The sequence below is a fragment of the Pseudonocardia oceanicola genome (assembly GCF_047200735.1).
Lineage (GTDB): Bacteria > Actinomycetota > Actinomycetes > Mycobacteriales > Pseudonocardiaceae > Pseudonocardia.
The window spans coordinates 1-24,327 of the sequence record NZ_JBJZON010000005.1; the positions used below are offsets into that span (position 1 = coordinate 1).

Sequence of the window (24,327 nt, forward strand, 5' to 3'; positions counted from 1 at the left end):
GAATCGAACCTATGTTCGGTACTTGCCTGGTGAGTCGACAGGGCGCCGTGTTATGTCTCAGGACATCGGTGACGATTCTGTGTCAGGACATCGGTGACACTTCTGGTGTTCTTGGTGGTGACACTTCTGCCGCGAGGCTGCCGCGGTGGCTGCCCATGAACCCATCGACCCCCGTGTGCGCCTTGCGATCTCGCAGTGGCCTGACGACGCACCGCGGGGGGCTGTCTCGACGTTCTGCGCCGAGCACGGCATCTCGCGCAAGTCGTTCTACGAACTGCGTAAGCGCGCTCGAACTGAGGGACCCGCGGCAGTGCTCGAGCCCAAGTCCAGGCGGCCGAGGTCGAGCCCGTCGCTGCTGACCGAGCAGGTCAAGGCCCAGGCCGTCGCGGTGCGGGCCGCGCTTGAGGCGTCCGGGTTGGACCACGGCCCGATCAGTGTTCACGAGAAGATGCGCGCGATGGGCCTGGTCGCGGTGCCCTCGACGGCGTCGCTGGCGCGAATCTTCCGCGAGACCGGTGTCGCCCGGCCGGAGCCGAGGAAGAAGCCCCGCTCGGCGTGGCGGCGGTTCGTCTACCCGGCGCCGAACGCCTGCTGGCAGCTCGACGCCACCGAGTATGTGCTGACCGGTGGACGCAAGTGCGTGATCTTCCAGCTCATCGACGACCACTCCCGCTACGCGGTCGCCTCCCACGCCGCGGCCGCTGAGACCGCCAAGGACGCGATCGCGGTCTTCGATAAGGCCGTGGCCGCCCACGGCGTGCCTCAACGGCTGCTGTCCGACAACGGGCTCGCGCTCAACCCGTCGCGTCGCGGCCTGATCGGCCGGCTCGTCGCACATGTCGCCGCGCTGGGCACCGAGGCAATCACCGGCAAGCCACACAAGCCGACAACCCAGGGCAAGAACGAACGCTTCCACCAGACCCTGTTCCGCTACCTCGACAAGCAACCGCTGGCCGCCACACTCGCGCAGCTCCAGGCCCAGATCGACGCGTTCGACCACATCTACAACACCGAGCGCCCTCACCAAGGGCTCCCCGGGCGGATCACGCCGTTGGCCGCGTGGGAGGCGACCCCTAAGGCCGATCCACCCCGCCCCAAGCCGGACCGGCCCGTCTACAAGCCGCCGGTCCCCGCCCTGCGGCCCCGACCGACCCCGCCCGCAGGCCTTCCCGCCGGCACACGCCTCCGAACGGTGAGCTCCGCCGGAGTCGTCCACATCGACAAGGTGTTCTACAAGGTCGATGTCGCCCACGCGTTTGAACAGGTCCTCGTCGTCAGCGACGGCGACCAGCCCGGCGACAAGATCATCGTCACGGACCTCGAAGGCGAGATCCTCGCCGAGCGCAGCAGGCCCGCTCCCGGCATCCGCTACGTCGGCAACGGCCGACCCCGCGGAACCCGTCCGAGGAATCCGGGAGCGTCACCGAAGTCCTGACACACCAACTGACACCGATGTCCTGATGCAGAACTGTCACCCATGTCCTGAGACATCACAGTCGACAGGGCGCCGACCGAGCCTTTGGGCGGCAGCGTGCCGCGCGGGAACTACTCGAGCAGGGTGCGTATCAGCTGCGGCGACACGCGATCGCCGACACCTATGCAGGTATGCGCGGACAAGACGTCGCACTCTCGATCGCCGCGGCGATGGAGTCGGTCGCGCAGGGACGCGATCCGTCAGACGACCTGCTGCGGGCGCCGCCCAGCGGATCACCAGCGGCCCGGACGGACCTCATGACCCCCGCCGGAACAACGCCCCCGGGCTGTCCCACAGCTGGTGATCAGGGCGAAGGCCCGGCCTGCGGCGCCTGGGCCTCCAAGGTGAGTCCTGGTTAGAGACGTTCGAGGATGTCGACGACGTTCAAGCGGTCGGAGGACTGGCCGTAGCCGTAGGGACAGAGCCGGCGCGGATAGTCGGCGACGCTCGGAGCGAAGTTGGGCTCGACGAGCTCGTCGAAGCCCATCCACGTGCGCTCCGCCGGATCGGACCATCTCATCCCCCACACGTCCCGCAGGTACTTCTTGAGTGCGGCGTTGTAGGTGACGGCCTGAACGCGGATGTTCTTGTGGAGGCTGTCGAGGTCGATCGGCCACCACCGACCATCCACGTCGGCGATACCACGACGGCCGATGAAGACGTGATCGTGGAACCGTGCCACGTCGGTGCAGTCCGGGACGTGGGTGTGGGAGACCACCGTCAACGGGATCCGCCCGGGAAGGTAGCGGCCCATCGACGGCCGGCCCGGGATCCCGGTGTGCTCCCCCACCTTCAGGTGCACGTTCCGAGCGAGCGACCAGAGCAGATCGCGGACCGCTTCCGCGTGCGCCCTGACGGCCGCCTCCGTCAGCTCTCGATACCCACGCTCTTCCGCGAAGGTCAGCAGCATCCCCAGCGACACCGGCGTCTCGAAGTAGACCTCGAGCGCCCCCGTTGGCGGGAGCGCCTCGGCCGGGTCGAACAACGGCAGGAACCGCTCGCTCACCGAGTCCGCGGTCACCGTCATGATCGCCACCTCCACTCCCCCTGCGAGAAGGGTACGACGGGCCTCTACTGATCTCGCGCAGTCAGCCGAGCACGAGCTGCGGGACCGGCATCCACCCCCGCCCCCCGCTAGACTGCTGACCTGCTATTTCACACCGCCGAGCGTCAGATCGGAACCTGCAGCCCGCCGGGACGATCGGCGACGTCCACCCCAGCGCCACTCACATCCCGCGTGCCATCACGCCAGTGCCCGGTGGCATCGGCCCTATCGAGATGGCCACCCTGGCCGAACGCCTCACCCTGCAGGCGGCCGCACCCGAGCTCAGCGCCTGGCGCTACCTCAGGCCCGCGCCCGACGCACCCGAGCTGCGCCATACCACCGCAGCTCTCGAAGTCGCGGCAGAACGCGAGCGCACACTCGGCATCGACGGACCTCAGCGCGGACTCGACTTCGGCTTGGAACCCTGACGGGGCCGGTCGCCCGACGGGTTGATCAAGTTAGAGAAGCGGCTCGCGCGCTTCTACGAGCGCTACGCCGACCACGCTGTGTTCCACCGCCCGCCGGATCATTCACATCGCCACCGGTCAGACAGATGCCCCGGCCCACCACCCTCCGGCTGAGCTGAGCGACTGGAACTGGAGTGTTCCCGATTTCAGTGACACCGATTTAGGCTGCCAGGTCGGTTAGTTCTCTGAACCCTAGCTCGTATTCTGTGGGAGTCAAGTAGCCGAGCGTCGAGTGTCGTCGACGGCGATTGTAGTAGTCCTCGATCCAGAGGAACGTCTGCTGCCGTACCTCGGCGAGACTGTTCCACGGGCGAGTGTGAATCAGCTCCTTCTTGTAGGTCGCGAAGAACGATTCGGCGACGGCATTGTCGAAACAAATGGCGCGCCGACCCATCGAGCGGACGACGCCGTGGACGGCGCAGAAATCGGTGAACTCCCGGCTGGTGTATTGCGTTCCGCGGTCGCTGTGAAAGATCACGCCGGCCGGTGGGCGGCGGGTGAGCAGCGCGGCGGCGAGGGCCTCGACGATCAGGCTGGTGCGTAGGTGGTCGGCCACGGCGTAGCCCACGACCTTGCGCGAGTGCAGGTCGATGACAGTCGCGATATAGGCCCAGCCGTCCACCGTCGCGACGTAGGAAATGTCGCCGCACCAGCGGGTGTCGGGGGCCTCGGCGGTGAAGTCGCGCCCGATCAGGTCAGGCGCGTCGATGGGCCGCAGACCTGCGACGGTCGTACGTCGCCAGGCGCGCGGGTGACGTCCTTGCAGGCCCGCGGCCCGCATGAGCCGCCAGACCCGCTTGCGGGCGACCCGGTAGCCGCGCACGACCAGTTCGGCCCACACTCGGCGCACGCCGGGGTGGCCGTGGAGGTCGCGGTGGATGGCACGGATGGTATCGGTGAGCTCGGCGTCGGTGCGCTCGCGCTCGCAGGGCCCGCTCGCCCGCCACCGGTAATAGCCCTGACGGGCCACGCCGAGCTGGGCGCACATGAACGTGACCGGGTACTCGCCTTCGTCGGCCCAGTCCGCGATCGCCGCGTACTTCACGGCTGTTCTTTCGCGAACCAGGTCGCTACTTTTTTTGCGAAATCCCGCTCCATCCGCAGGTCCGCGTTCTCCTTGCGGAGTCGTTCCAGCTTCGCCGGTTCCGGTTCGGATAGATCAGAGTCCGGGACTCGGCCGGCGTCTCGCGCCTTCTTCACCCACTTGCCCAACGTCATCTCGTGCACGCCGATACTTTTCGCCACCTCGGCGATTGTTCGGCCCGAATCGAGGACAAGGCTAACGGCCTGATCCTTGTACTCCTGGGTGAATTGACGGCGTGTCGCCACGCGATCCCCTCCGCTGCGATCAGCTGCAGTCTGCGACCGGGTGTCTACAAGATCGGGAACGGTCCAAACACGGAAACTGGCGGACTGGCACAGGACCTGGTGCGCGGAATGCCGGCGCGCGTCGCCCTCCGAAGGGCGGAACGCCCGGCGGAGGCCTTCGGTCGTTCGATGTGGCCGAATGAGGCCGGGCTACTCCTAGCTGGTTCTACGTGGCCAGGACGGCAGGTCTTCCGGATGCAGTTCTGCTCGTATTCGCACGAAGCGGACCGGATGGCGCCAGCGCTCCTGCTCGTAGGCAGCGTCGACATCCAACTCGACCACGACCTCCGGCCGCACCCGCACGTACTCGATAGGCTCGCTCGGCCTCTGCCCGAACCGGGCGGATGGGATGACGTCCGGCCATGGATGTTCGTTGCTGGCGGCCGCCAGCAGCGAAGGGAGCCGAAGGCGCGCGGAGGCATCGAGCGCCGTTGTACGTCCTGCGACGCGTAACCGGCCGCGCTGGTTGAAGCGCCCGACGATCAACGCCGTGGGCTCGCCGATGGAGCCCAGCACTCCCCCGACGACAGCCTCGGCCGTCATGCGCGCCTTTACCTTGCGCCACGGCCGTCCACCGGCTCGGTACGTCTGGTCGAGCCGCTTCGCCACCACGCCCTCGATCCCCGAGGCTGTGTGCCCGAGCATCCACTGTCGAGCGACTCCCATGTCCGACGAGGTCGGCATCAGCACGAGGCCGTGCGGCAGGCGATTCTCGAGCAGCTTCTCCAGCCGCCTACGCCGATCCTCATATGGCTCGGCGCGCCGGTCTCGACCCTTACTCGCCAGCAGGTCGAAGACGACGAACGCTGCCGGCCGCTGAACTGCGAGCTGCGACGATCGCGACGCCGACGGATGGAGGCGCTGCTGAAGGGCGGTGAAGTCGAGCCGTCCCTGGTGCCAAACGACGAGCTCGCCATCGAGCACGACGTCGTGGCCCAACTCTGCGACAGCGGCGACGATCTCCGGGAAGTACGACGTGAGCGGACGCAGCTGGCGCGACTGCAGCCGCACCTTGCCGTTCGGCGCGTACGCGAGGCAGCGGAAGCCGTCGAATTTCGGCTCGTAGACCCACTTCTCCCCGGCCGGCAGCTCGGTCGCGGTCACAGCGGCCATTGGTTTGAGTGGGTAGGGCACTGCACTCACGGCAGCACGGTAAGCAGCTCACGAGGAGTGAGAGGCAACGGGCGGGACGTAATCAGGCACATCTAGCGGGTGACCTGACCAGACTTTCGGTACGCAGCTCAGCAGTTCGACCTTGGGAGCTCGGCCAGGACACGCATGAACGTCTCCTCGCTGACCACCGGAACACCGAGGAGGCGCGCGTTCTTGGCCTTACCGGATAGCGAGTCTGGGTCGGCGGCGACGACAACCTTCGTCTGTCGACTGACCGAGGTCGTCATGGTCAGGCCGGCATCCCTCGCTTCGGCCGTGATCTCGGCGCGGCCGCGGCGCATCTGTCCGGTGAGCACGACTCGGTCGCCGGCGACCAGAGCCAGCCCGCCAACGTTGATCCTTGCGCCGGCCGGGTCGGCCCGGCTTGCGTCTGCCTCTGGAGAGAGGGCTTCGTCGACGGCCTGGTCGTCGAGCCCGAGGAGTGCTGCAACGGTCTTGACATCGTGTCGTTCCTCGGCGGTCAGGATGCCGTCCGCCCAGGCAGCCCGGCCGAGTTCGTACAGGTAGCTGCGGTGTATCTCGACGACCTCCGTCTTATGCAGCCCCATCTCGTGAGCCAGGTCGATCAGCCCATCGGCTTCGCTCTCGGAGATCTGGCGGTCTAGCAGCGCTCCGTCGAGCATCGCCATGTAGGCGTCGATGATCGGCTCCCCGCTGCGCGGAATCCGGTCGATCAGGCGGGCGAGGAAATGCGGTGCGACGTAGTCAACGGGCGTGCGTTGGACGGGGGTGGCGAGGGCACGAGGTAGCTCAGGCCAATCCCATGCCGCGGCCGCGAGGTGCAGGTCGGAAAGCTGCAGGAGGTGCGAAGCTTGCTCGATGAAGACCCCGAGCAGCTCGGCGGCAGCTTCGGCGTCGGCGGAAGCCGTATGCCAGCTGCGGTCGGGGAGCCCGACGGCGGCGCAGCATTCGATCAGGGAGCGGCGTGACCAGGGCAGGATCTGCCCGGCGGTCCGCATCGTGCAGAGTCCCGCGCCCGCGTAGAAGGGGGTGGCGATGTCCAGCCGCTCGAACTCCGCTCGTAGGTGCATCGCGTCGAACGGCCAGTTGTGGGCCACCACGACGCGGCCGGTGAGGAGCTCGACGAGGTCGCCCACGAGCTGGTCGAACAGCGGAGCGCGGCGCACGTCGGCGGCCTTGATGCCATGGATGGCCTGGGGGCCGAGGTCCCGTTCCGGGTTGACCAGGCTGCACCAGGAGTTGGTGATGGTTCCGTCGAGGTCTACGTGCACCACGGCGACCTCGGCGATGCGATGCCGAAACCCGGGCTGGACGCCGGTGGTCTCGGTGTCGATCACCGCGTAGCCGCGAAGCGCGCTCACAGGGGAAGCCGGTTCGTGTTGGCGACGGCGACCGCCACTCGCCAGGTAGGTGGAAGCGGCTCAACCGGCCCGTACTCCTCCTGGATGTAGGTGCGGCGGCCCTTGACCTGTTCGGTCTCACCCCACAGCTCGACAAGCCACCGCAGGACGTGGGCGACAGTCAACGCCTCAGCAACGGCAGGGGCTCCTTCGGGGATGGCGAGCCGCGCCAGCTCCCGCAGCTCCCCGAGGGTGGCAGGCAGCGCCTCTGCCGAGAACTCCCGAGCCCATTCCAGGTCGGCGATCTTGCGACCGGAGTCCTTGAGCCTCCCGATGGTCTTCTCGTAGCTCATGCGGCGATCGACCACATCCGCGAACACTGCCGGGGCGAGGAAGGTGTGCTTGTCCCACCACGGGTCGCTGCCGTCGACCTCCGCAGTCGCGCTGAGCTTGGTCACGACATCGCCGACGATGTCGGGGTTAGCGCCAGTGAGAGCGCGTCGCTCGATGCAAGTCAGGAGCCGGCGGGCCGTGTTGCGGTCGCCGAATGCCAGCTCCACCGGCTCGACCCACGCACCGGTGGGGCGGCCGTCGACGCTGATCTGCCAGAGCGCCAACGCCTCGCGTCCGTGCTGGTCCTGGCCGAGGGCCAGCGCGGCACTCCCCACTGCCCAAGTGGCAGGAGCAACCTGTTCCGGGGCGTTGAGCTCGTCGGTCGGCACCACTGCGGTCGTTCCTCCTTACGCGGCGCTCGCCGCGACAGTCCTTGATCGGCACGTTGCTGCCGTGCGTTACAGGGCGTGACAGGTCGGCCGCCCCGGGTACCGGGGGCTCGGATGTAGCCGACTGTCGTGGGGTCAGGCGGCGATGCGGTGCTCGGCGAGTTGCTCGAGCACGGACAGGTTCGCCTCCCAGCCGTCGACGGCGAGCTGGCGTTCGCCCAACCACAGGGGTTCGGGTTGGGGGTGCGCCTCGAGTTGGGCTTCGAGGCCGGCTCGGGTGACCAGGACGCACGCCTGGCGGTGGCGGGAGAGCAGCACGCATAGCCGGCCCGCCTCGATGTGGAAGCTGCTGGTGTCATGCCGGCCGGAGAGAGGGTGCCAGGCGAAGACCAGCTCGAACTGACGTCCCTGCAGCCGGTTCGCGGTGTCGACGACGACCGCGCCAGGCAGGAAGCCTCGCTCGCTGAGCATCTGGTCGAGGACTGCGCGCACGCGGCGCTTCTGGGCGGTGTGGGTCACGCCGACCGCGATCCGGCCCTCATCCAGCCCATAGATCCGGTCATGCTCGTCGCGGCACCGACCCTGGGCAGTCAGCGCACGGCACACCAGTTCGGCGAGCGCCTGCACCGCGTCCGCGTCGTCGACGGGCATGTAGGCCTGCGGCAGCTCAAGCAGGCCCCACCCGGAGTCCGCGGCGTGCCCGAGGACGCGATCGAGCGGGTCCTCGTTGCCGAGTTGGCTGAACTGCAGGCGGCGGGCACCTGCTGTTGTACCGGCTCTGAACTGAGCTGAGTAGAAGGCCCTCGACACGAGCTCGGCGGCTTGTGGGGCCAGCCGCCAGCTGACCGGGAGCATCCGCTGGTAGGCGTTGGGGTGGGAGTTGAGCAGCACGTTCGCCGCGCTCGCCAATGGTGAGCGTTCGATGCCGCGGATGAGGGACTCGTCGCCGGTCGTGAACGGGGAGAGCTGGCCGGGGTCGCCCACTGCGAGCAGCGAGTCGAACAGCTCGGCGACTTCGGCCAGGGCGTCGCCGCCCCGCATTTGGTAGGCCTCATCAATGATTCCCAACGGCCAGCTGTGCTGGCCCGAGTCGATGAACGCCCACTTCTTCGCGGGCGCGACGATCACCGAGCATTCCTGCAGGGCGGCGATGTCGCTGCTCAGCGCGATCCGAGGTTCGGCCCGCAGGTCGTCGGGCGGCTCGTAGGTCGAGGAGTTGTGCAGCCGGCCGACGCTGTGGTGCGTTCCGGTGAGGTCGCTGCTCAAGTCGCGGACCAGGTCGTCGGCCTGTTCGTTGGTTTGAGACACGATGGGAATCTGACGGCCGTCGCGCGCAAGACCGGCGGCTACCGCGCGGACGAGGGTCGACTTGCCGGCACCAGGAGGGCTGTCGACGAGGCTGACGCGCTCGCGGCCCGCGCGCGCGACCGCCAGGACGTCGGCGGTAACTGCCTGGGAGGCCGCGACGGCTGCTGCGTCGACGGGAGATCGGCGGGTCATGAGGCCACCTCGCGGGCGTTGTCAGGTGCGGCGCTCATGCGTCGACCGGCTCTGGCGTGCGATGCGTCCAGGGCAGCTGGCGGGGCAGGGTGCGGCCACGGAACTGCTGGGCTTCGAGGGCAATGAACGTCAGTGACTGACCGATGACCGGGAGCCGGTCCGGGGTAGGCCGCCCCTGGCCCATCCCACCGCGGAGCTTGAGAGTGACGGTGTCGCCGTCCACGGCGATCACCTCCGCGCTCTGCCGGTCGTTCGTCGTCGGGTACAGCCGCGCGCCCGGCGCGTTCTCGTACGGCACCGCGGTGAGGACGGTGATGAGGGGTGTCCAGGCCCGGCCGTCCCGGATGTCGGGGTTGACCGCGAGGACCTCGCCCTGAACGGCGTCGCTGGTGAACACCAGTTCTTCCAGCGCCAACGGGTCGTCGAGGACCTGTTGTCGGGTGTAGGTGGCGAGCTGGGTCTCGCTGTCCTGCATGATCCGCGCGGCGGTCAGGGGATCGAGCAGCGCCCGAAACCGCGCGTTGCCGCCCTGAGCCCTCTGGCAGTGCCGGCCCCAGGCTTCCCGGTCGATCTCATGGCGGGCGGCGTCCGACGTCGCCGGGGGCAGGCCGCGGAGCAGTTCGAGCGCCTCGAAGGTTGCCGCATAGGTGGGGACGAGTGCGGCGAGGAGGGCCGCACGCATCGCCTCGCTCGCCTCAAGCGGGTTGAGGCCAGCTGCGGTCTGGGCCGACCACTGGTCCCAGGCTCTGTAGAGCGCGTCGTCGAACTCGATGCCGGGTACGGGACCGGCGGGCGGGGTGCCCTGTTCCGCGATCGCGGCGGACTCGCGGCCGGTAAGACCGGCGACGGGTGTGATCCACCGCAGGATGGTCGGCAGGATCTCGGTCTCGCCGCCGAGCTGGCCGGTGACCCAGTGGCTGCTGAGGAGGTTGGTGGCGCTGGCGACCAGGCTCGACAGCGGCGAGTGCGCAGCCTGGGTCATCGCGGTCAGGTGGGCACCGAGCAGCGGGAGCGCCGGGTCGACGTTCTGCTCGTCGGGCCGTAGGTAGCGGATCGAGCGTGCGAGCACGTCCCCGAGCCAGGCTGCGGTGGCGGTGTTGGGGGTGACGATCTGCGGGGTGTCGTAGGCGATCGCAGTCGCCCGGTTCGACCGCGGGCTCGGTCGGACCACCTCGTAGCCGGTGTAGGGGTCGAGGTAGGCAAGCGCGTCACGGGCGAAGTCGGCAAGCGCGGCGAACCGGACATCGCGGTTGAGGGGGTTGCCCATCGCCACGACGTGCGGGGCCGCCGGGTCCGTGCCGTAGACGAGCCCGATCAACGCGCCTGGCTCGTTCGCGAGGTGGTAGGCGCACACGATCAGCGGCTCGTCTGCGAGGTGAGCGTGTCGCTTCGACCGGTTCGGGACCGCGTGCCCGGTGTCGGCGGCGTGGAGCTGGCGGAGCAGCTTCATCGTGTTCATGCGGTGATCGCCCTCCGGATCGTGGTGGCGCGCTGCAGGTGCTGAGCGAGGGCCGTCTCGGGTCCGCCGTCGGGAGTTCGCCGTCCGGCGGCGAGTTCCAGCGCGGTGCGGGTGCTGGTGACCGAGCCGCACGCGTTGATCGCGTTGGTGCCGAGCTGGGCGACCGCTCCGGTCCGCTGGGCCTCGTCGCGGCAGAACCGGAAGGTCGGGCAGGAGAGGCAGCCGTCGCCGAAGCGCGCCGGGACCGCCTCGAAGACCTGCCGGGTCTGGGTGGCGGCCGCCGCCCAGCTCGGGTCGGACTCGTCGGGCGGCAGCAGTGGCAGGGAGGCTCCCTCGGACAGGAGCTCGGCGAGCTCGGCTTCAGTGGGGCGCTGTCGCAGCGACCGCTGCAGCCGGCGGACCCGGGTGGTGAGGTCGATGACGTTCGCGACCGGCGTCAGCGAGAAGTTCTCCGGGATCACGAGCAGCGCCTGCATAGATACGGCGGCAGCCGGGAGCCCGAGCCGGCCCACGACCTCGATCAGACTCAGCGCGTACACGGCGGACTGCCGCGCCGCGGCATCGGCTTTCTGCTCGTCCGCCCGGCCGTCGATCTTCGGGAAGCTCTTGATCTCGATGATGTGGCAGGCCCCGTCCGCCACGACGGCCAGCGCGTCCTGCTCCAGGTAGGCCGGCTCGCCGCCGAGGGTGAGCGTGGTGAGGGCGTGGCGGAGCAGCGTAGGGGCGCTCGGGTCTCCGGTGAGCATCCGCTGCAGGTGCTGCGCCGTGAGCCGCGCTCGGGTGCGGTTGAGCTGGCGGCCGCGGCCGCCATGGGCGGACTGCACCTGCTGAGAGGACAGGTCGGCCACACGGACGCGGTCGATCGTCAGGCTGAAGTGCTCGCGCAACAGCGCGATCAGGTCCGCGCCGTCGTTGGCCATGACCTGGGTCTCGAAGGCGTTGCCGCGGCTGAAGGCGTGCTTGGCCTGTTCACCCGATGGGCAGCCCAGCAGCGGGGCTACACGGTCCAGGCTGATACCGGCGGCGTCGAACAGGCTCCGCCGCCGGCAACCGGGGACCTCCAATGAGGCGGTGATCGCCCGGGCGCTCAGGGGCGTGGGGTCGTTCTGGCCGCGGAACGCCGCGAGCGGCGTGTCGGGGCGCGGCGTGGGGATCCGGCGCGACATCACGCCTCCTTGGTGCGGCGGTTGCGGACCACCGCGGTGCGGTGACCGAAGAGCTGCTGGTGGGAGTCGAGCTGGTGGCGAGCTCGCTCGGCTGCCGCTTCCCGCTCCGCGCGGTCGGCCGCGTCGTGGACGGCGAGCTCGGTGCGGGCGGCCTGGGCGACCTGGAGCGGATCGATATCTGAACCGAGTGCGTCAGGGATGGAGCGGCCGAGCTTCCACAGCAGTCTCAGCAGCGCGATCCTCTGCGGTTCGTCGGCGGCGCGGGTCGCGGCGTCCTCGGCGAGTGTGATCACGGCGTTGAGCAGGTCCACGCGCCCGGATGCGGGGGCCACAATGCGGTGGGACAGGGGGAAAGCCGAGCTGGTGAGAATGCCCCGGGCCGGGGCGAACCGGTCGTGGGTCAGCCCGGGGACGACATACGCGGTGCGGGTAGACGTTGAGCTGAACGAGCGCTCCTCGTCGCGGCGCAGACTCGCCAGACGGCCGGCCGGGATGACGAACCCCTCCCGGGCCCGCACCACATCAGTGATGAGCGCGGTGCTGGCGGATCGTCCGAGATAGGTCAGTGCTTCGAGGACGATCTCCCGAAGTGGCTGCTCCACCGTGACCGGCGGGAGCTCCTCGCGCGGGGACACAGTGCGGTGGCGGGGCCGACCCACGAGGGAACCGGAGGCCAGGCTGTCGAAGAGCTGGTCCCGGCGCTCCTCCTGACGCCGCAGCTCGGCGTGCAGACCAGCCGCCTGCTCGACGTCTCCTGCCGCGAGCGCGTGCTGGATCTTCCCGCCCAGCTCGCCGATCCGCTGCAGGACCGCGGACAGCTCATCCTCCACCATGCCCACGAACTTACCACGGAAGTTCCATGTTTCTTCCATGAAGTTCCGCCTGAGGATGTCGGGTAGGGCGCTATGGGGCGACGAGCAGGCCGCTGAGCTGCACATTTGGTCATCGTGGAGATCGACGGGGCCGTTAGTGCGGCGGCCGGAGATCGTCAGTTCTGATGAGCTGCTGACTACGCTGAAAGCACCGCTCTGCGGGCCCGAATGGCGGAAGAGAGGGGCTGTGCGCAAAGGGCGCAGCGGCCGGCCCACCGATTCCCCGGCGCCGCGGGTCAACCCTCGACCCTGTCTCTGCGAGCCGGGCATGATGATCACCGCTACGCGCCGAGCCGTAGGAGGCAGCACAGCCCGGGAAGAGTCCTATCCAGACCTCGCAGCGCTTTACGGCTGCGGGGACGAGGAGAATGGCTTGATCTCCGCGGCCCAGGCGGGCCGGCTTTACCTCGCCGCGTCTTGGTTTGCAGACACCACTAACACCGCCGAGGACTGGTTGCCGCAGATCGTCCTCCCGAACCCGGACCTGATCGCCCGGATGGTCGGGGTCATGGGCGATCTGGCCGAGCGCATCGCAATCGCGGCACGGCTCGACCCGCAGAACATGGCCGAGCAGATTGCCCTCGGCGCGGTGATCACCGAGGCGGAAGAGACGGAGGCAGACCTCGAGGACGCGAGTGGCCCAGAGCTCGCGGCGTGGGTGCGCAGCCTTCCGGGCTCGCACAAGCTTCACGGTCTGTACGACATGCTGCTTCCGGACGTCGACCACGATTGGCTGTATGACCCGGGGCTCGACGGGATCGAAAACGAAGAGGCGTTCGTCGCGGTGATGGGGCCGGCCAATCTGCGGCCCGGCCAGTGGTTCGAGCCCTTCTACCGACCCGCCTAGCCCTACGTCGAAGCGTGAGCCTCGCTCGTCAGTCAGCCCTGTGCTTCGCGCTGTCGCCGCCGGGCGAGATCCTCGCCCACAGCGCGGTCGTAGTTGGCCTGCCAGTGTTGCGGGAGGGCAAGCTGCCGGCCCGGGGGAAGCGGCACCCGGCCGCCTGGGGCGAGCGGCGGCGGTGCGGGTGCTGCCCGCTCCCCTTCCGGGAGCCGGTGAAAGCCGGGCCCGCACAGGGTTCGATCGATCACCGCATGCAGACGCTCAACGACTCCGGGGCGCCAGCGCTGGTGCCACTCCCCCGCCACGCTCGGCGGGGAGGAGCGCAGGTAGGCCTGGACGTGGGCGCTGCGCAGCCAGGACAGTTCGACCAGGGCGGGGCGGTGCAGCGGCCAGCAGTCGGGCAGCTCGTCGCGGGTGATCTCGTACCAGGGCACGAAGATCTCGGCGATCCACCGACCGAGGACGGGCCACTGCTCCCGGGCCTGTGCCTCGGTCAGTGCCGGCCAGTCGACCGGCGAGTTGCGCTCGCGGCGCAGCTCGGCGAGGACCTCCTCCAGCTGTGCATCCTGGCGGGCGAGCTCGGCGTTGGTGAACTCGCGCAGCGCGGCGAGGCCGGGCGCCAGGTCCTCGGAGACGGTCGCGGCGAGCTGCTGGTGCAGCTCGGTGTAGTGATCCACCCGCCCGGGCAGGCCGTGCAGACCCGCGACTGTCTCGGTCAGCTCGGCAAGACGGTCCCGCATCCGGCGCACCTCGAGCAGCGCGGCGGCTGCGGCGGCGCTCGGGGGCGGGTTGAGCGGGCCGCCGTCGGGAGCGCTGGCGGGGCCGGTGTGCTCGGGATCCGGCCCGGGCGGAGTGGAGTCGGTCATCAGGCAGCATCCTCCACGGCCCCGGGCACGGCGGTGAGCCGCGGTGCCGGAGTGTCGGGTGCGACGACGCGTGTCGTGGCGGCGGTGACGCGGTCGAGCGGGGGCCGGCGGGTCCGCCAGCCCGGCCGGAAGCGGATGATCGCGGGCTTGCTGCCCAGGCCCAGCACGAAGGCGTGCCAGCGCGGCAGGGCGTGGATGGTGTGCCCGGTGATCACCGGCTCCAGGGTCGTGGTCGTGTTGTGTGAGCGGCTGGTGCGGCCGTCGTCGCCGGCGCTGTGGCCCTCGCTGGTCTGGACCTTGGTGCGGGTTCCGGCCAGGAACGCCAGGCGTTCCAGGTCGTCGCGGGAGACGACACCGGGCAGTACGAGCTTGGTCGGGAGGTTCGCGAAGATCGTCTTGGCGCGGCTGGCGCCCCAGCGGGTCTCCAGCTGCGCGAGGTCTTGGACCACGGCCCACACCTCGATCCCCCACCCGCGGGAGTCCGCGGCCCAGTTGTCGAGCGGGACCGGGGTGATGTTGGCGACCTCGTCGAGGAACAGCCCCAGCGGCGGGTCGAGGTGCCCGGTGGGCTGGTCGGCGGCGAGCTGTTTGGCGGTGCCGAAGACCGCCTCGGTGAGCGCGGTCAGCAGCGGCGCGATCCGCTGGTCGGAGTCCCCGGCGATCACGTAAAGGGTGCCGTTGTCGCGGAGGAACCGGGCGATGTCGAAGCTCTGGCCGTGGGGCGGGCGGCAGCAGGCGGCGACGGTGGGGTTGTCCATGAACGCCACCGCGGGGGCGAGCGCGGCGAAGTAGCCGGAGCGGGTGTTGGGTGCCGCGGCCAGGTTCGACTCCAGCGTGCCCAACCAGCCCGCCGGGACGTGGGAACCCTGCGCGGCGAGGGTGCTCACCGGGGTGCGGTCCTCGGGGCGCAGCGCCCAGGCCATCACCTCGCTCATGCCCTGCCCGGTCAGCGCGGCCCCCAGCAGGTAGCAGCGCAGGATCTCCGAGGCCTTGGCCGCCCAGAAGTCGGCGTTCTGGGTGCCGGTGGCGCCCCCGCCGCCGCGCACCAGCGCGCGGGCACACGCGTCCGCGACGGCCGGGTCGGCGCATCCGGCGACCGGGTCCCAGCGCAGCGTCGAGGCCACCTCGCCGAGCCCGGTCGGATTGAACACGTGCACCGGCCCGAACCGGGCACGGTCGGCGGCGGTGAGATCGCCGAGTTCGGTCTTGGTGCTGGTGACGTAGGCGGGGCCGGGGAAGTGCCGGATCGGCTCGACGATCAGCGAGCTTTTCCCCGCGCCCTGCGGGCCGACGACCAGCACCCCGCGCCGGTGCGGGGTGAACACCCGGCGGCCGAACAGCAGCAGCGGGCCCGAGACCAGGCGACCCACGCAGCTGCCGCGGGTGGCGCGGCGACTCGCCGCGTCGCGGTACTCGTACAGATCGAGGAACCCGTCCACCCCGATGCGGCGGCGCAGCCGAAGCGTCGGGTGCCGGTAGAGCACCCGGCCCCCCACAGCCGCGGTCGTCAGCGAGCCGAGGACCCCCAGCACGGTCCAGGGCGCGATGAGCGTCCAGACCACCACCGCGGCCAGGGCCGCGATCACGACATCACGGCTCGACCACCGGCGTGGCGTGCCAGGCGGCACGGTCTTCTGCGACGGTGTCGTGGTCATCAGCCGGCCTCCCCGAGCAGGGCGGGACCGCGTCCGCGGGCGGACCCGCCGGTGGCGGCGTCGGTGTCGGGGCGGGTGTGGAGGCCCAGGAGTTCCAGGGCGTCGTGGGCCTCCTGGGCGCGGCGCTTCTCGCAGGTGAAGAACCGGGCGATCGCCGAGACGCTGGGCAACCCGGTCTGCTCCCAGTCGGGCAGCTCCCCCGCCTTGCGGGCCGCCTGGATCTTCTTCACCAGCGTCATCACATTGAAGGCGTCCGAGGACAGCCGGGTGCCGCCGCTGTCGGCGACGTCGACGTGCGCGTCCGCCAGCAGCTGCGCGAAGTAGGCGCTGGTGGTCGCCTGCAACCACACCAACACCAGCACCAACACCGGCGGCCCGGCGTGGGCCAGCAGCGTGGTCACCGACCGCCACTGCCCCACGACCGGCAGGACGGGCACGGTGTTGATCGCGATCGAGCTGAACAGCAGCACACCTTCCAGCCGCGCGATCCTGCGCCGCTGCGCGGCCGCCGGGAACGCACGTCCCCACAGCGCAGCCCGGGCCCGCAGTCCCATGAGCATCAGCAGCGGGACGGCGAACAGGGTCTCGACGAGATAAGCCAACGGGGAGCCGTCCGGCCCCACGAGCGCGTCGTGGACGCCCACCGAGGTCCAGACCAGGCTGGCCACCGTCGCGACGGCGAGTGCGGCCGCGATCTGTCGCGCGGTGCGCTGCTGGGTGGCCAGCTTCGACACCGGATCGGTCAGACGCGCGCGGCGCGCCACCGCACGCCGCTGCCAGAGCCGGTCGGCAAGGTCGAGTCGGGCGATCTCCTGATCACCGCGGCGCTCCCGCCCGGCGAGCCGAACCGCGGCCGTGGCGGCCGCGACCTCCTGGCGGCGCTGCAATCCCCGGATCCGGATCGCCGCCGAACGCTCGCGCCACGCCTCCAGCGGGGAGAGGACGTCGAGCCAGGCCGGGTCGCGCTGCAGCGTCGCCTTCCCCCGCAGCAGCGCCAGGCGCCTCTCCATCTCGTCCAGCTCGTCCAGCTCGGGATCGTGGCGGTCCGGCGCCGGCTGCTCCGGGCCGTCGGGGCTGTCGGGATCGATCGGCTCGACGACGACCGGGGCGAGGCTGGGTCTGCGGAGCGTGTCGCCCGCCTGGCCGGTCTCCGGCCCGGACCGGGCGGCGCGCTCGGTGAGCCAGAGCTGCAGCGGACCGTTGGGCATCTCAGACATGGGTGTGCTCCTCGCTGGCGCAGGGACCGGCCGAAGCGGGTGCGGTCGAGTTCGGGCTGATCGGGTGGGCGAGCGCGGCGAGCCAGGTCCAGCCCTGGCAGCGCGGGCAGCCGGTGGCCGCCAGGTCAGCCCACTGCGCGGGTGAGGGGGTGAACAGGTACTGGCAGTCGGTGCAGCCAAGCATCGGCACTCCCGGTCGGTCGGTGCTCATGCCGTGGCCGCCATGTGCAGGCGGGAGGCGCAGCGGGCGAGGCCGGCGCACTCCCGAAGCGCCCCGGCGATCCCGCGACGCCAGGCTCGTGAGTAGCCGTCCGGCATCGGCAACTCCGGGTGCAGGCGCGCCGCGGCGCAGCCCGCGCAGGTGCCATGCGGGGTCTCAGCGAGGGAGGCGGGCAGGATCAGCTGCCCACACAGCGCCCGGTACACCCCGTCGGCCGACCCGGTGACCACCTCGTCCTCAGTGACCTCGTGCACGACGAGGCCGGTAGTCGCGACGACCGGGGTGCACGCGGGTCGGCTCGCGCGGACGCCCATCACGCAGCCTCCCCGAGCACCGGGTCCGCCACGACCGGCCGGGCCGGGACGGGAGCCGAGACCGGGGACAGCGCCGCGAGCCGGGCCCGCACCCGGAGCTCACGAGCGATGAAGCGCATCGCGAGAGAGACGACCGCCAGGAACACGATCGCGATCCCGAAGGCCTTGGTGACGCCGGGAAAGAGCTCGCAGAGGGTCGCACCGGCCGCGAGCAGCACGCCGCAGCCCACCGCTGGTCCCCAGCCGACCCGGCTGAAGGTGATCGCCCCTCGGGGGCGCGAGAACATGGACACGGATCGTTCCTCCTGGTCATACGAGGTCGGGCGTTGCGATCCACTCCCCCGGTAGGCGTTGCCGCGCCTACCGGGGCCTTGAAGGGTTGTGCTTTGGGTGGCACTTCCTCTTGGACGCAGGGCCTGGTGGGAGGGGAATCCGTCGCCCTGCACCAGGACTATGCACAGCTATGCTGTGCATAGTCAAGCAGTCATGCACACCTCAGGTTTGACTAGCTGAGGCTGAGGCCGGACACTTCCAAGGTCCGGCGGAGGCGCCGGGCTCTGGGAGGGGAAGCCCATGAGGATCGCGCGCACGCTGGCCGGAGACCTGGACTGCCCGCAGGGATTCGACTGCCCGCACATCCACGAGACGGAGGGAGGGGAGCTGGTGGTTCAGGGCTACGTCGTCACCGACAGTCGAACGCTCGCCGAGGTCTGCCTCGCCCCGAACCAGGTCGCCGTCAGGGTGCCGGCGTGGATGCCACGAGAGCACCCCATCGATATCACCCGCTGTGAAGGCGACTGGGCGGTAGTCGTCGGAGAGCCGGTGACCGACTCGGAGATGCTTGAGCAGATGGGGATGGAACGGCGCCCGGACGAGGCCGTCATCTACCCCGCGAGAGAGGAGGTCCTGCTGTGATGGACCTGCGCGCGATGGGGGCTCACCTCAGCGAGCGCGCCGAACTCGGCGTGTTCCGTTGGGAGGGTCTGCGCTACTACGACGCGGCCTCTGACCAGGGAGACTACGAGCGCTTCCTGCGAGGCGAGGCACCGGCGGGTGACCGGTCCGGTTTCATTCAAATGCTCCGCACCGCGGCCGAGCAGAATCACCCCTGGCGGCGGCTCCGAGTGGTTCACGTCGACGACGAGGGCACGATCCCCCCGTACGAGCACTACAGCTGCACGCTCTACAGCGAGAACGCCGCGGCGGGAGAGGACGTCCGGGTCCTTGAGGTGTCGGCCGACAACCGCCTCGACACGCAGGTGCCCGACTTCTGGGTCGTCCAACGCGACCACGTCGTCGTGACCCACTACGACGATGCGGGCCGCCATATCGGCGCCGAGGTCGCAACGCCAGAGTACGGCTCGGCGCTCCTCGCGCTGCGCGACGTCTCGTGGGCCCAGGCCGTTCCCTTCGAGGACTGGTGGGCCGAGCACCCCGACCTCCATCGCGCACGGGCTCAGGTCGCCTGAGTTGACCACTGCGGCATCCGACGACAGCGCGGTGAGTGAGCTCGCCGCGCTGCTCGATCGTCTGCGGCGAGAGACCGGGCTCTCCGGTTCCGAACTCGCCAGACGAGCCGGCTTCTCGCAAAGCAAAGTCTCGCGAATCCTGGGCGGGAAGTACCTCCCGTCTGTTCCCGACGCGGGACGTCTCGCATGGACGCTGTTTCGGGCGAAGCCGACAGCCGCAACCGCCCCGATGCGCCGACGGGTCCTCGAGCTGGCGCGAGATGCACACGAGGACGCAAGAAGTGTCGTCACGACCAGGGTGGTGCTGCAGCCGTTCGCGGTGGCCAACCTTCAGCGGCGGTTCGCGCGGGCAGAGAAGCAGGCTTCCGAGGTCGCAACGTTCTCCCCGCTCATGGTGCCCGGGTTGCTACAGACCGAGGGCTACATGCGCGCGATCTACCGCAGCGGAGGTGGCGTTCCGAGCGGGCCCGAGGAAGAGGAATGGTTGGCCATCCGCCGCGGACGCCACGATGTGTCGATGTCGCAGGACCGACCGCGGAAATATCGGCAGCTCCTGGCTGAGAGCACCCTTGCTTGGGGGGTAGCCGGGGCCGATGTCATGGCCGAACAGTGCGACCATCTCGCGTCAGCGATCGACCGCCCCGGCTGGCGCATCGGCATCATCCCGCGCGTGCCCAAAGACCCGACTGCGCGTCCTGAGTTCCCCCAGAACGCCTTCGACCTCCACGACGAGAAGTCCCTGGTACTCGGCACCTCTGGAGGAGTCGCGGTGACCCAGGATCCCCACACCGTACGACGTCACGTCGACCTCCTCCGTCGTCTGGAAGCGCTCGCTGTGTACGGCGATGAAGCAAGAGCCATCCTCATCAGGACGGCCGAGTCGTACCGCGGCCAGAAGGCCGGTTAGATAGTTCTGGATGCAGCGCCCGAGCCCTGCTCCCGCTAAGGGGTGGGGTCAAGACGGGTATTCACATGATGACGAGCTGCGCCGCTATACGGGGAGAGCGTCAGCGGGGCCCAGCCGCTCGTCCTGCCAGCTCGACGAAGTACCGGCCGCAGTCCCGGCGCGCCGCTCGTCGCGGGGGCTGGCGCTCCGACGGGGCGCCTCGGGACCGAGCCACACCTGCGTGACCTCCGGCGATCGCGTCGTTGGATGAACCCTCGCTTCGGGTTCGACCGGGCTGGAGGGGAAGGCGAGGCGGCGAACCAGATGCCAGCCCTCTGCCCTCTTTGCGCGGCTCCACACCTCGGATGGGCTAATCCGAGGCGCAGAAGGCGGCGTGTCGCGGCGGTTCGTTTCAGAAACTCCGCCATGATGCCTGCATGGCCAAACGGACAGCCGGACGCGCAGGCGGGCGCCCCTCTAAGGGCCCGCGCGACGTGATCGTGACCCGGGTGCCAACGAGCGACAGCGCTGAGCTGCGCGAGCTGGCCGAGGCACGGGACTGGTCGTTCTCCGAGACTGCAGCCGCGCTGATCCGGATTGGCCTGCGCCATCGCGACGAGCTGCCCGCGGAGACAACGCCGCGTGGACAGGAGGAGTTGCCACTGCACAAGGCCTCCTAACACAGCGAGGCGACCCCCTGCCAGGGGCCGCCTCGCTATAGACCTCGCGTCAGCTGGGGCCAGCACCCCATGTGACGCCGGTGCCCCGGCGAGCCGGGGCGAATTCCCCAACCTGCCAAGAAGGGGCGCTTTCGCGTGTCCAGGCTACAGCCTGGGCCGGATAAGACGCGAGCGCGACACGGGGCGATATCTGCCTGCCCGGATCAGGAACCAGCACCTGATGCCGCGTCGGGCTGGTGCCTGCCCTGCTACGAACAAGGCGCGTTCACGCTTGCATCTGGTTCCAGCACATCGACCTGTGTCCTGCATGGCGAGCTCCTCGCCCAGGGCATCCCCCCAGCCCGGCTTTTCGCCCGCACAACCGTGCAAGACGCACCCCGAGCTCCGCGTGGGGCTGCGTATCGGGCGAAGCCAACCGGCCCGACAAGCGGCCCCGGCCGTGCAGCGCGTCCGGGCGCACGAGCCCGCGCCCGAGCGCGCGCCATGGCCCACGGCCGGGAGCGCGCCCGACGCCGCATGGAGGAAGGCTGCTACCGACCGCACCCTGGCTGGCGGAACTTCATCGCCACCGGCCACCGCGTGCTGACCTCCCAGGCCGAAGCCCTCACCTACCTCGCGCGTCGCGTCGACGACGAGGAATGGCGTACCGACAAGCGGCGCAGCTGGAGTCTGATCCTGCGCCAGCTAGTTCGCTGCATGGACTGGGAGACCGGGCTGATCGCCGGTGTCACAGCCGAACGGCTTGGGGAGGCCGGCGGCCGTTCCGAGCGAACCGTCTCTCGGGTACTGGCCTGGGCGCGTGACCTTGGCGTGCTCGTGGTCGTCGAGTGCGGTGCCTCCGCCGAGTTCTTGGGCACCGACGTTGGGCGTACGCCGACATATGCGCTGGTCACTACAGACTCTCCGCCAGCTCGAAGCGAGATCGAGTCCCCTGTGGATGAAAGTGGCGACCTCCCCACTTCTCCAGTTGACCTTAAGCCCTCGCTTCGCGGCGAACGGGCTCAAGTCACCTCCCCACGCACGTGGCCAGCCCACTCCGTCCCCGACTGTCCTCAATCCAGAAACGCAGCAACACTCACCTTGCTCTCACGTCTCGGCCTAGAAGGCCGAAAAGCGGGCAAGATCAAGATTTGGCGTGCCCGGGCGCTGCTCAAGCGGTGGTGGGACGCCGGGGCCAGCGTTGCCGGACTGCTCTACGCCGCCGAGTTCCACCCCGACCGCCGCGACGTCTCCCGCGGGGACATCGGGCGGGGGGTCAACGACCCGATCGCGGTTCTCGGCGCGAGACTGCGTCCCTGGCAGGGCAGGCTGAACGAGCTGCCCGGTCACGTGATCGGGCACCGCATGAGCGTGCCGGCGCGTCCGACGGAGACGCCGCTTATTGCTGCGCCAACCGTGGCCGAGCCCGCTGCTCGCGCCATGGCACGGGAAGCCCTGCGCCAGCACCTCGACGGGCTACGCGAGAAGCGCCGTGCACAGCACCAGCTCACGCAGAAGCCCGCCATGCTGCCCGTTCCCAGCCGGGCGTACGACAGGAGCCGGCGATGACAGCCAGCCCGAGCTCCACTGCACGGTGGGCCGATTCTTCGGCTATGGATCGGACGCCTTCAAGCACGGTCAGCCGCAGCCCGTGGGCGGATGAAGGTGGTACTTCGGGCGACCGTCAGCCCCCGCAGGACCTCACGGCCGAGCAGTCCGTGCTGGGCGGGATGCTGCTGAGCAAGGACGCGATCGCGGACGTGGTGGAGGTGCTGCGGCCGGACGACTTCTACCGGCCGGCGCACCAGACGGTCTACGACTGCATCCTCGATCTCTACGGTCGGGGTGAGCCGGCGGACGCGGTCACGGTGTCGGCGGAGCTGCAGCGCCGCGGGGAGCTGATCCGCCTCGGTGGCGCGCCGTACCTGCACACCCTGATCGCCACGGTGCCGACCGCGGCGAACGCGGCGTACTACGCCGAGATCGTGGCGGAGAAGGCCACGCTGCGGCGGTTGGTCGAGGCGGGCACGCGGATCGTGCAGCTGGGCTACCACGGGGCCGAGGGCGCGGAGGTCGAGGAGGTCGTCGACCGGGCGCAGGCGGCGATCTACGAGGTCACCGAGCGGTCCACGAGCGAGGACTACGTCCCGCTCGAGGAGCTGCTGCAGCCGACGATGGACGAGATCGACGCGATCGCCTCCCGCGGTGGCGTCTCGCTGGGTGTGCCGACCGGGTTCGCCGATCTCGACGCGTGCACCAACGGGTTGCACCCGGGGCAGATGGTGGTGGTCGCGGCCCGGCCGGGTCTGGGCAAGTCCACGCTCGGGCTGGATTTCGCGCGGTCCTGCTCGATCAAGCACCAGATGACCAGCGCGGTGTTCTCGCTGGAGATGAGCAAGACCGAGATCGTGATGCGGCTGCTGTCGGCGGAGGCGCGGATCCGGCTGGCGGACATGCGTGCGGGCCGGATGAGCGACGACGACTGGACCCGGATGGCGCGGCGGATGTCGGAGATCTCCGAGGCGCCGCTGTTCATCGACGACTCGCCGAACCTCACGCTGATGGAGATCCGGGCCAAGGCGCGCCGGCTCAAGCAGCGCAACGACCTGAAGCTGATCATCCTGGACTACCTGCAGCTGATGACCTCGGGCCGCAAGGTCGAGTCCCGCCAGCAGGAGGTCTCGGAGTTCTCCCGGCAGATCAAGCTCCTGGCCAAGGAGCTCGAGGTGCCGGTGGTGGCGATCAGCCAGCTCAACCGTGGCCCGGAGCAGCGCACGGACAAGCGGCCGATGATCTCGGACCTGCGTGAGTCCGGCTCGATCGAGCAGGACGCGGACATGGTGATCCTGCTGCACCGGCCGGACGCGTTCGAGCGCGACGATCCCCGCGCGGGCGAGGCCGACCTGATTCTGGCCAAGCACCGCAACGGCCCCACCAACACGATCACGGTGGCCCACCAGCTCCACTACAGCCGCTTCACCGACCTTGCTCGTTAGTAGCTCCCGCAACACAGTGGCCATAGACGGTTCGTCGACCGGGCTGCATCCGGAGAAATGTGCGGTATTTAGCTGGCAGAACCTCACGGCGCCCAGTAACACCGGCGACACCGTCCGCGACCACCATGCCGGCAGGATCGTCGCGGAGGACTCCGGTGAGAGAAATTGGACTGATCGAGGACATCGTCTACCTCGGCGTGATCCCCGTCGTGCTCCTCACGATCCTAGCGGTGGCCGCGTGGCTTCCTGGCAGCCTCTCGAAGCGAGAGATCAGGCTCAGCGCACGGGCCGGTTTCCTGCTCGGACTCGTGGTCTTCGCGGTGTACGCGCTGAAGCGGCCGTTGTTCCCGAACGCCGAGCTGTCCATCACGAGGGACGGCACCCCCCTGTTCACCTTTGACTGGGTTGCACTAGTAGTGGGCGTGGCGGCGGGAGCAGCCATGCCCCTCCTCCTTCGCGCGACGCGCGGGCGCTCCACGGTCGGCCTCGTCACGGCGTTGCTGGCCGCCGCAGCACCATGTGCGCTGCTGACCCAGCTGTACGCGCCGACGTGGCGCGTGGCCATCACCTTGGGCACCTTGGCTGCGGTCTTCATGGCCCTGCTCGTGGCCACGTTGCGGCCCGCGCTGATTCACAAGCTGATCTGAGGGGCCGCTG

At 69.6% G+C, this 24,327-nt stretch carries 25 protein-coding genes and 1 pseudogene; 10 read left to right on the forward strand and 16 right to left on the reverse strand.

Annotated elements, in window-relative coordinates; translation table 11 throughout:
- Positions 1–145 precede the first annotated feature (145 nt).
- A pseudogene (locus ACL02T_RS09590) lies at positions 146–1,087 on the forward strand (integrase core domain-containing protein); the annotation flags it as partial.
- 742 nt (positions 1,088–1,829) lie between these two features.
- Here ACL02T_RS09590 and ACL02T_RS09595 read toward each other — a convergent pair.
- A complete protein-coding gene (locus ACL02T_RS09595) occupies positions 1,830–2,501 on the reverse strand; it encodes a hypothetical protein (RefSeq protein WP_412830277.1) in 672 nt (223 codons plus the stop codon).
- 251 nt (positions 2,502–2,752) lie between these two features.
- Here ACL02T_RS09595 and ACL02T_RS09600 point away from each other — a divergent pair, with 251 nt between their 5' ends.
- Positions 2,753–2,947: a hypothetical protein gene (locus ACL02T_RS09600; RefSeq protein WP_412830278.1), complete on the forward strand. Its 195-nt coding sequence runs from the start codon at positions 2,753–2,755 to the stop codon at positions 2,945–2,947.
- A gap of 199 nt (positions 2,948–3,146) precedes the next feature.
- On the opposite strand, the gene ACL02T_RS09605 is transcribed toward ACL02T_RS09600, so the two are convergent.
- From ACL02T_RS09605 to ACL02T_RS09645, 9 genes are all read right to left on the reverse strand, one after another.
- Complete coding sequence (locus ACL02T_RS09605) at positions 3,147–4,031, reverse strand: IS3 family transposase (protein WP_412830279.1); 885 nt, start codon at positions 4,029–4,031, stop codon at positions 3,147–3,149.
- Positions 4,028–4,315, reverse strand: coding sequence for a transposase (locus ACL02T_RS09610; RefSeq protein ID WP_412830280.1), 288 nt, complete (start codon positions 4,313–4,315; stop codon positions 4,028–4,030). Before ACL02T_RS09610 ends, ACL02T_RS09605 begins: the two co-directional genes overlap by 4 nt.
- Positions 4,316–4,510: 195 nt before the next feature.
- Positions 4,511–5,497 carry an ATP-dependent DNA ligase gene (locus tag ACL02T_RS09615; protein ID WP_412830281.1) on the reverse strand — a complete coding sequence of 329 codons (987 nt, stop codon included), beginning with the start codon at positions 5,495–5,497 and terminating at the stop codon, positions 4,511–4,513.
- 98 nt (positions 5,498–5,595) lie between these two features.
- Positions 5,596–6,825 (reverse strand): exonuclease domain-containing protein, encoded by a 1,230-nt coding sequence (locus ACL02T_RS09620; protein ID WP_412830282.1) that lies wholly within the window; start codon positions 6,823–6,825, stop codon positions 5,596–5,598.
- A 20-nt stretch (positions 6,826–6,845) separates the two neighbouring features.
- Positions 6,846–7,553 carry a DUF6218 family protein gene (locus tag ACL02T_RS09625; RefSeq protein ID WP_412830283.1) on the reverse strand — a complete coding sequence of 236 codons (708 nt, stop codon included), beginning with the start codon at positions 7,551–7,553 and terminating at the stop codon, positions 6,846–6,848.
- A 132-nt stretch (positions 7,554–7,685) separates the two neighbouring features.
- Positions 7,686–9,050: an AAA family ATPase gene (locus tag ACL02T_RS09630; RefSeq protein WP_412830284.1), complete on the reverse strand. Its 1,365-nt coding sequence runs from the start codon at positions 9,048–9,050 to the stop codon at positions 7,686–7,688.
- 34 nt (positions 9,051–9,084) lie between these two features.
- Positions 9,085–10,509 carry a hypothetical protein gene (locus tag ACL02T_RS09635; RefSeq protein ID WP_412830285.1) on the reverse strand — a complete coding sequence of 475 codons (1,425 nt, stop codon included), beginning with the start codon at positions 10,507–10,509 and terminating at the stop codon, positions 9,085–9,087.
- The gene (locus tag ACL02T_RS09640; RefSeq protein WP_412830286.1) at positions 10,506–11,675 is read right to left on the reverse strand and encodes a hypothetical protein; all 1,170 of its coding nucleotides are present in this window, start codon (positions 11,673–11,675) and stop codon (positions 10,506–10,508) included. Before ACL02T_RS09640 ends, ACL02T_RS09635 begins: the two co-directional genes overlap by 4 nt.
- Positions 11,675–12,826 carry a hypothetical protein gene (locus ACL02T_RS09645; RefSeq protein ID WP_412830287.1) on the reverse strand — a complete coding sequence of 384 codons (1,152 nt, stop codon included), beginning with the start codon at positions 12,824–12,826 and terminating at the stop codon, positions 11,675–11,677. The genes ACL02T_RS09640 and ACL02T_RS09645 overlap by 1 nt, the downstream gene beginning before the upstream one ends.
- Before the next feature lie 94 nt (positions 12,827–12,920).
- On the opposite strand from ACL02T_RS09645, the gene ACL02T_RS09650 reads away from it, so the two are divergent.
- A complete protein-coding gene (locus ACL02T_RS09650) occupies positions 12,921–13,394 on the forward strand; it encodes a hypothetical protein (RefSeq protein ID WP_412830288.1) in 474 nt (157 codons plus the stop codon).
- Between the two features lie 32 nt (positions 13,395–13,426).
- On the opposite strand, the gene ACL02T_RS09655 is transcribed toward ACL02T_RS09650, so the two are convergent.
- The 6 genes from ACL02T_RS09655 to ACL02T_RS09680 are packed head-to-tail and all read right to left on the reverse strand — an operon-like array spanning position 13,427 to position 17,953.
- Positions 13,427–14,254, reverse strand: a complete 828-nt coding sequence (locus ACL02T_RS09655) for a hypothetical protein (protein ID WP_412830289.1) — start codon at positions 14,252–14,254, stop codon at positions 13,427–13,429.
- On the reverse strand, positions 14,254–15,909 hold the full coding sequence (locus tag ACL02T_RS09660) for a type IV secretory system conjugative DNA transfer family protein (protein ID WP_412830290.1): 1,656 nt from the start codon (positions 15,907–15,909) through the stop codon (positions 14,254–14,256). Before ACL02T_RS09660 ends, ACL02T_RS09655 begins: the two co-directional genes overlap by 1 nt.
- Positions 15,909–17,126 carry a hypothetical protein gene (locus tag ACL02T_RS09665; protein ID WP_412830291.1) on the reverse strand — a complete coding sequence of 406 codons (1,218 nt, stop codon included), beginning with the start codon at positions 17,124–17,126 and terminating at the stop codon, positions 15,909–15,911. The genes ACL02T_RS09660 and ACL02T_RS09665 overlap by 1 nt, the downstream gene beginning before the upstream one ends.
- Positions 17,119–17,337 carry a hypothetical protein gene (locus ACL02T_RS09670; RefSeq protein WP_412830292.1) on the reverse strand — a complete coding sequence of 73 codons (219 nt, stop codon included), beginning with the start codon at positions 17,335–17,337 and terminating at the stop codon, positions 17,119–17,121. The genes ACL02T_RS09665 and ACL02T_RS09670 overlap by 8 nt, the downstream gene beginning before the upstream one ends.
- A complete protein-coding gene (locus tag ACL02T_RS09675; RefSeq protein WP_412830293.1) occupies positions 17,334–17,600 on the reverse strand; it encodes a hypothetical protein in 267 nt (88 codons plus the stop codon). Before ACL02T_RS09675 ends, ACL02T_RS09670 begins: the two co-directional genes overlap by 4 nt.
- A gap of 59 nt (positions 17,601–17,659) precedes the next feature.
- Positions 17,660–17,953: a hypothetical protein gene (locus ACL02T_RS09680; RefSeq protein WP_412830294.1), complete on the reverse strand. Its 294-nt coding sequence runs from the start codon at positions 17,951–17,953 to the stop codon at positions 17,660–17,662.
- A 280-nt stretch (positions 17,954–18,233) separates the two neighbouring features.
- Here ACL02T_RS09680 and ACL02T_RS09685 point away from each other — a divergent pair, with 280 nt between their 5' ends.
- The 7 genes from ACL02T_RS09685 (at position 18,234) to ACL02T_RS09715 (ending at position 24,317) form a co-directional block, all read left to right on the forward strand.
- Positions 18,234–18,575 carry a hypothetical protein gene (locus ACL02T_RS09685; RefSeq protein WP_412830295.1) on the forward strand — a complete coding sequence of 114 codons (342 nt, stop codon included), beginning with the start codon at positions 18,234–18,236 and terminating at the stop codon, positions 18,573–18,575.
- The gene (locus ACL02T_RS09690; RefSeq protein WP_412830550.1) at positions 18,575–19,129 is read left to right on the forward strand and encodes a DUF6879 family protein; all 555 of its coding nucleotides are present in this window, start codon (positions 18,575–18,577) and stop codon (positions 19,127–19,129) included. The genes ACL02T_RS09685 and ACL02T_RS09690 overlap by 1 nt, the downstream gene beginning before the upstream one ends.
- A gap of 31 nt (positions 19,130–19,160) precedes the next feature.
- Complete coding sequence (locus tag ACL02T_RS09695; RefSeq protein WP_412830296.1) at positions 19,161–20,036, forward strand: Scr1 family TA system antitoxin-like transcriptional regulator; 876 nt, start codon at positions 19,161–19,163, stop codon at positions 20,034–20,036.
- A 488-nt stretch (positions 20,037–20,524) separates the two neighbouring features.
- Positions 20,525–20,695 carry a hypothetical protein gene (locus ACL02T_RS09700; protein WP_412830297.1) on the forward strand — a complete coding sequence of 57 codons (171 nt, stop codon included), beginning with the start codon at positions 20,525–20,527 and terminating at the stop codon, positions 20,693–20,695.
- Between the two features lie 579 nt (positions 20,696–21,274).
- Complete coding sequence (locus ACL02T_RS09705) at positions 21,275–22,243, forward strand: hypothetical protein (RefSeq protein WP_412830298.1); 969 nt, start codon at positions 21,275–21,277, stop codon at positions 22,241–22,243.
- Positions 22,244–22,287: 44 nt separating this feature from the next.
- Positions 22,288–23,670, forward strand: a complete 1,383-nt coding sequence (dnaB, locus tag ACL02T_RS09710; protein WP_503129084.1) for a replicative DNA helicase — start codon at positions 22,288–22,290, stop codon at positions 23,668–23,670.
- Positions 23,671–23,825: 155 nt separating this feature from the next.
- The gene (locus tag ACL02T_RS09715) at positions 23,826–24,317 is read left to right on the forward strand and encodes a hypothetical protein (protein WP_412830300.1); all 492 of its coding nucleotides are present in this window, start codon (positions 23,826–23,828) and stop codon (positions 24,315–24,317) included.
- The last annotated feature ends 10 nt before the right edge of the window (positions 24,318–24,327 follow it).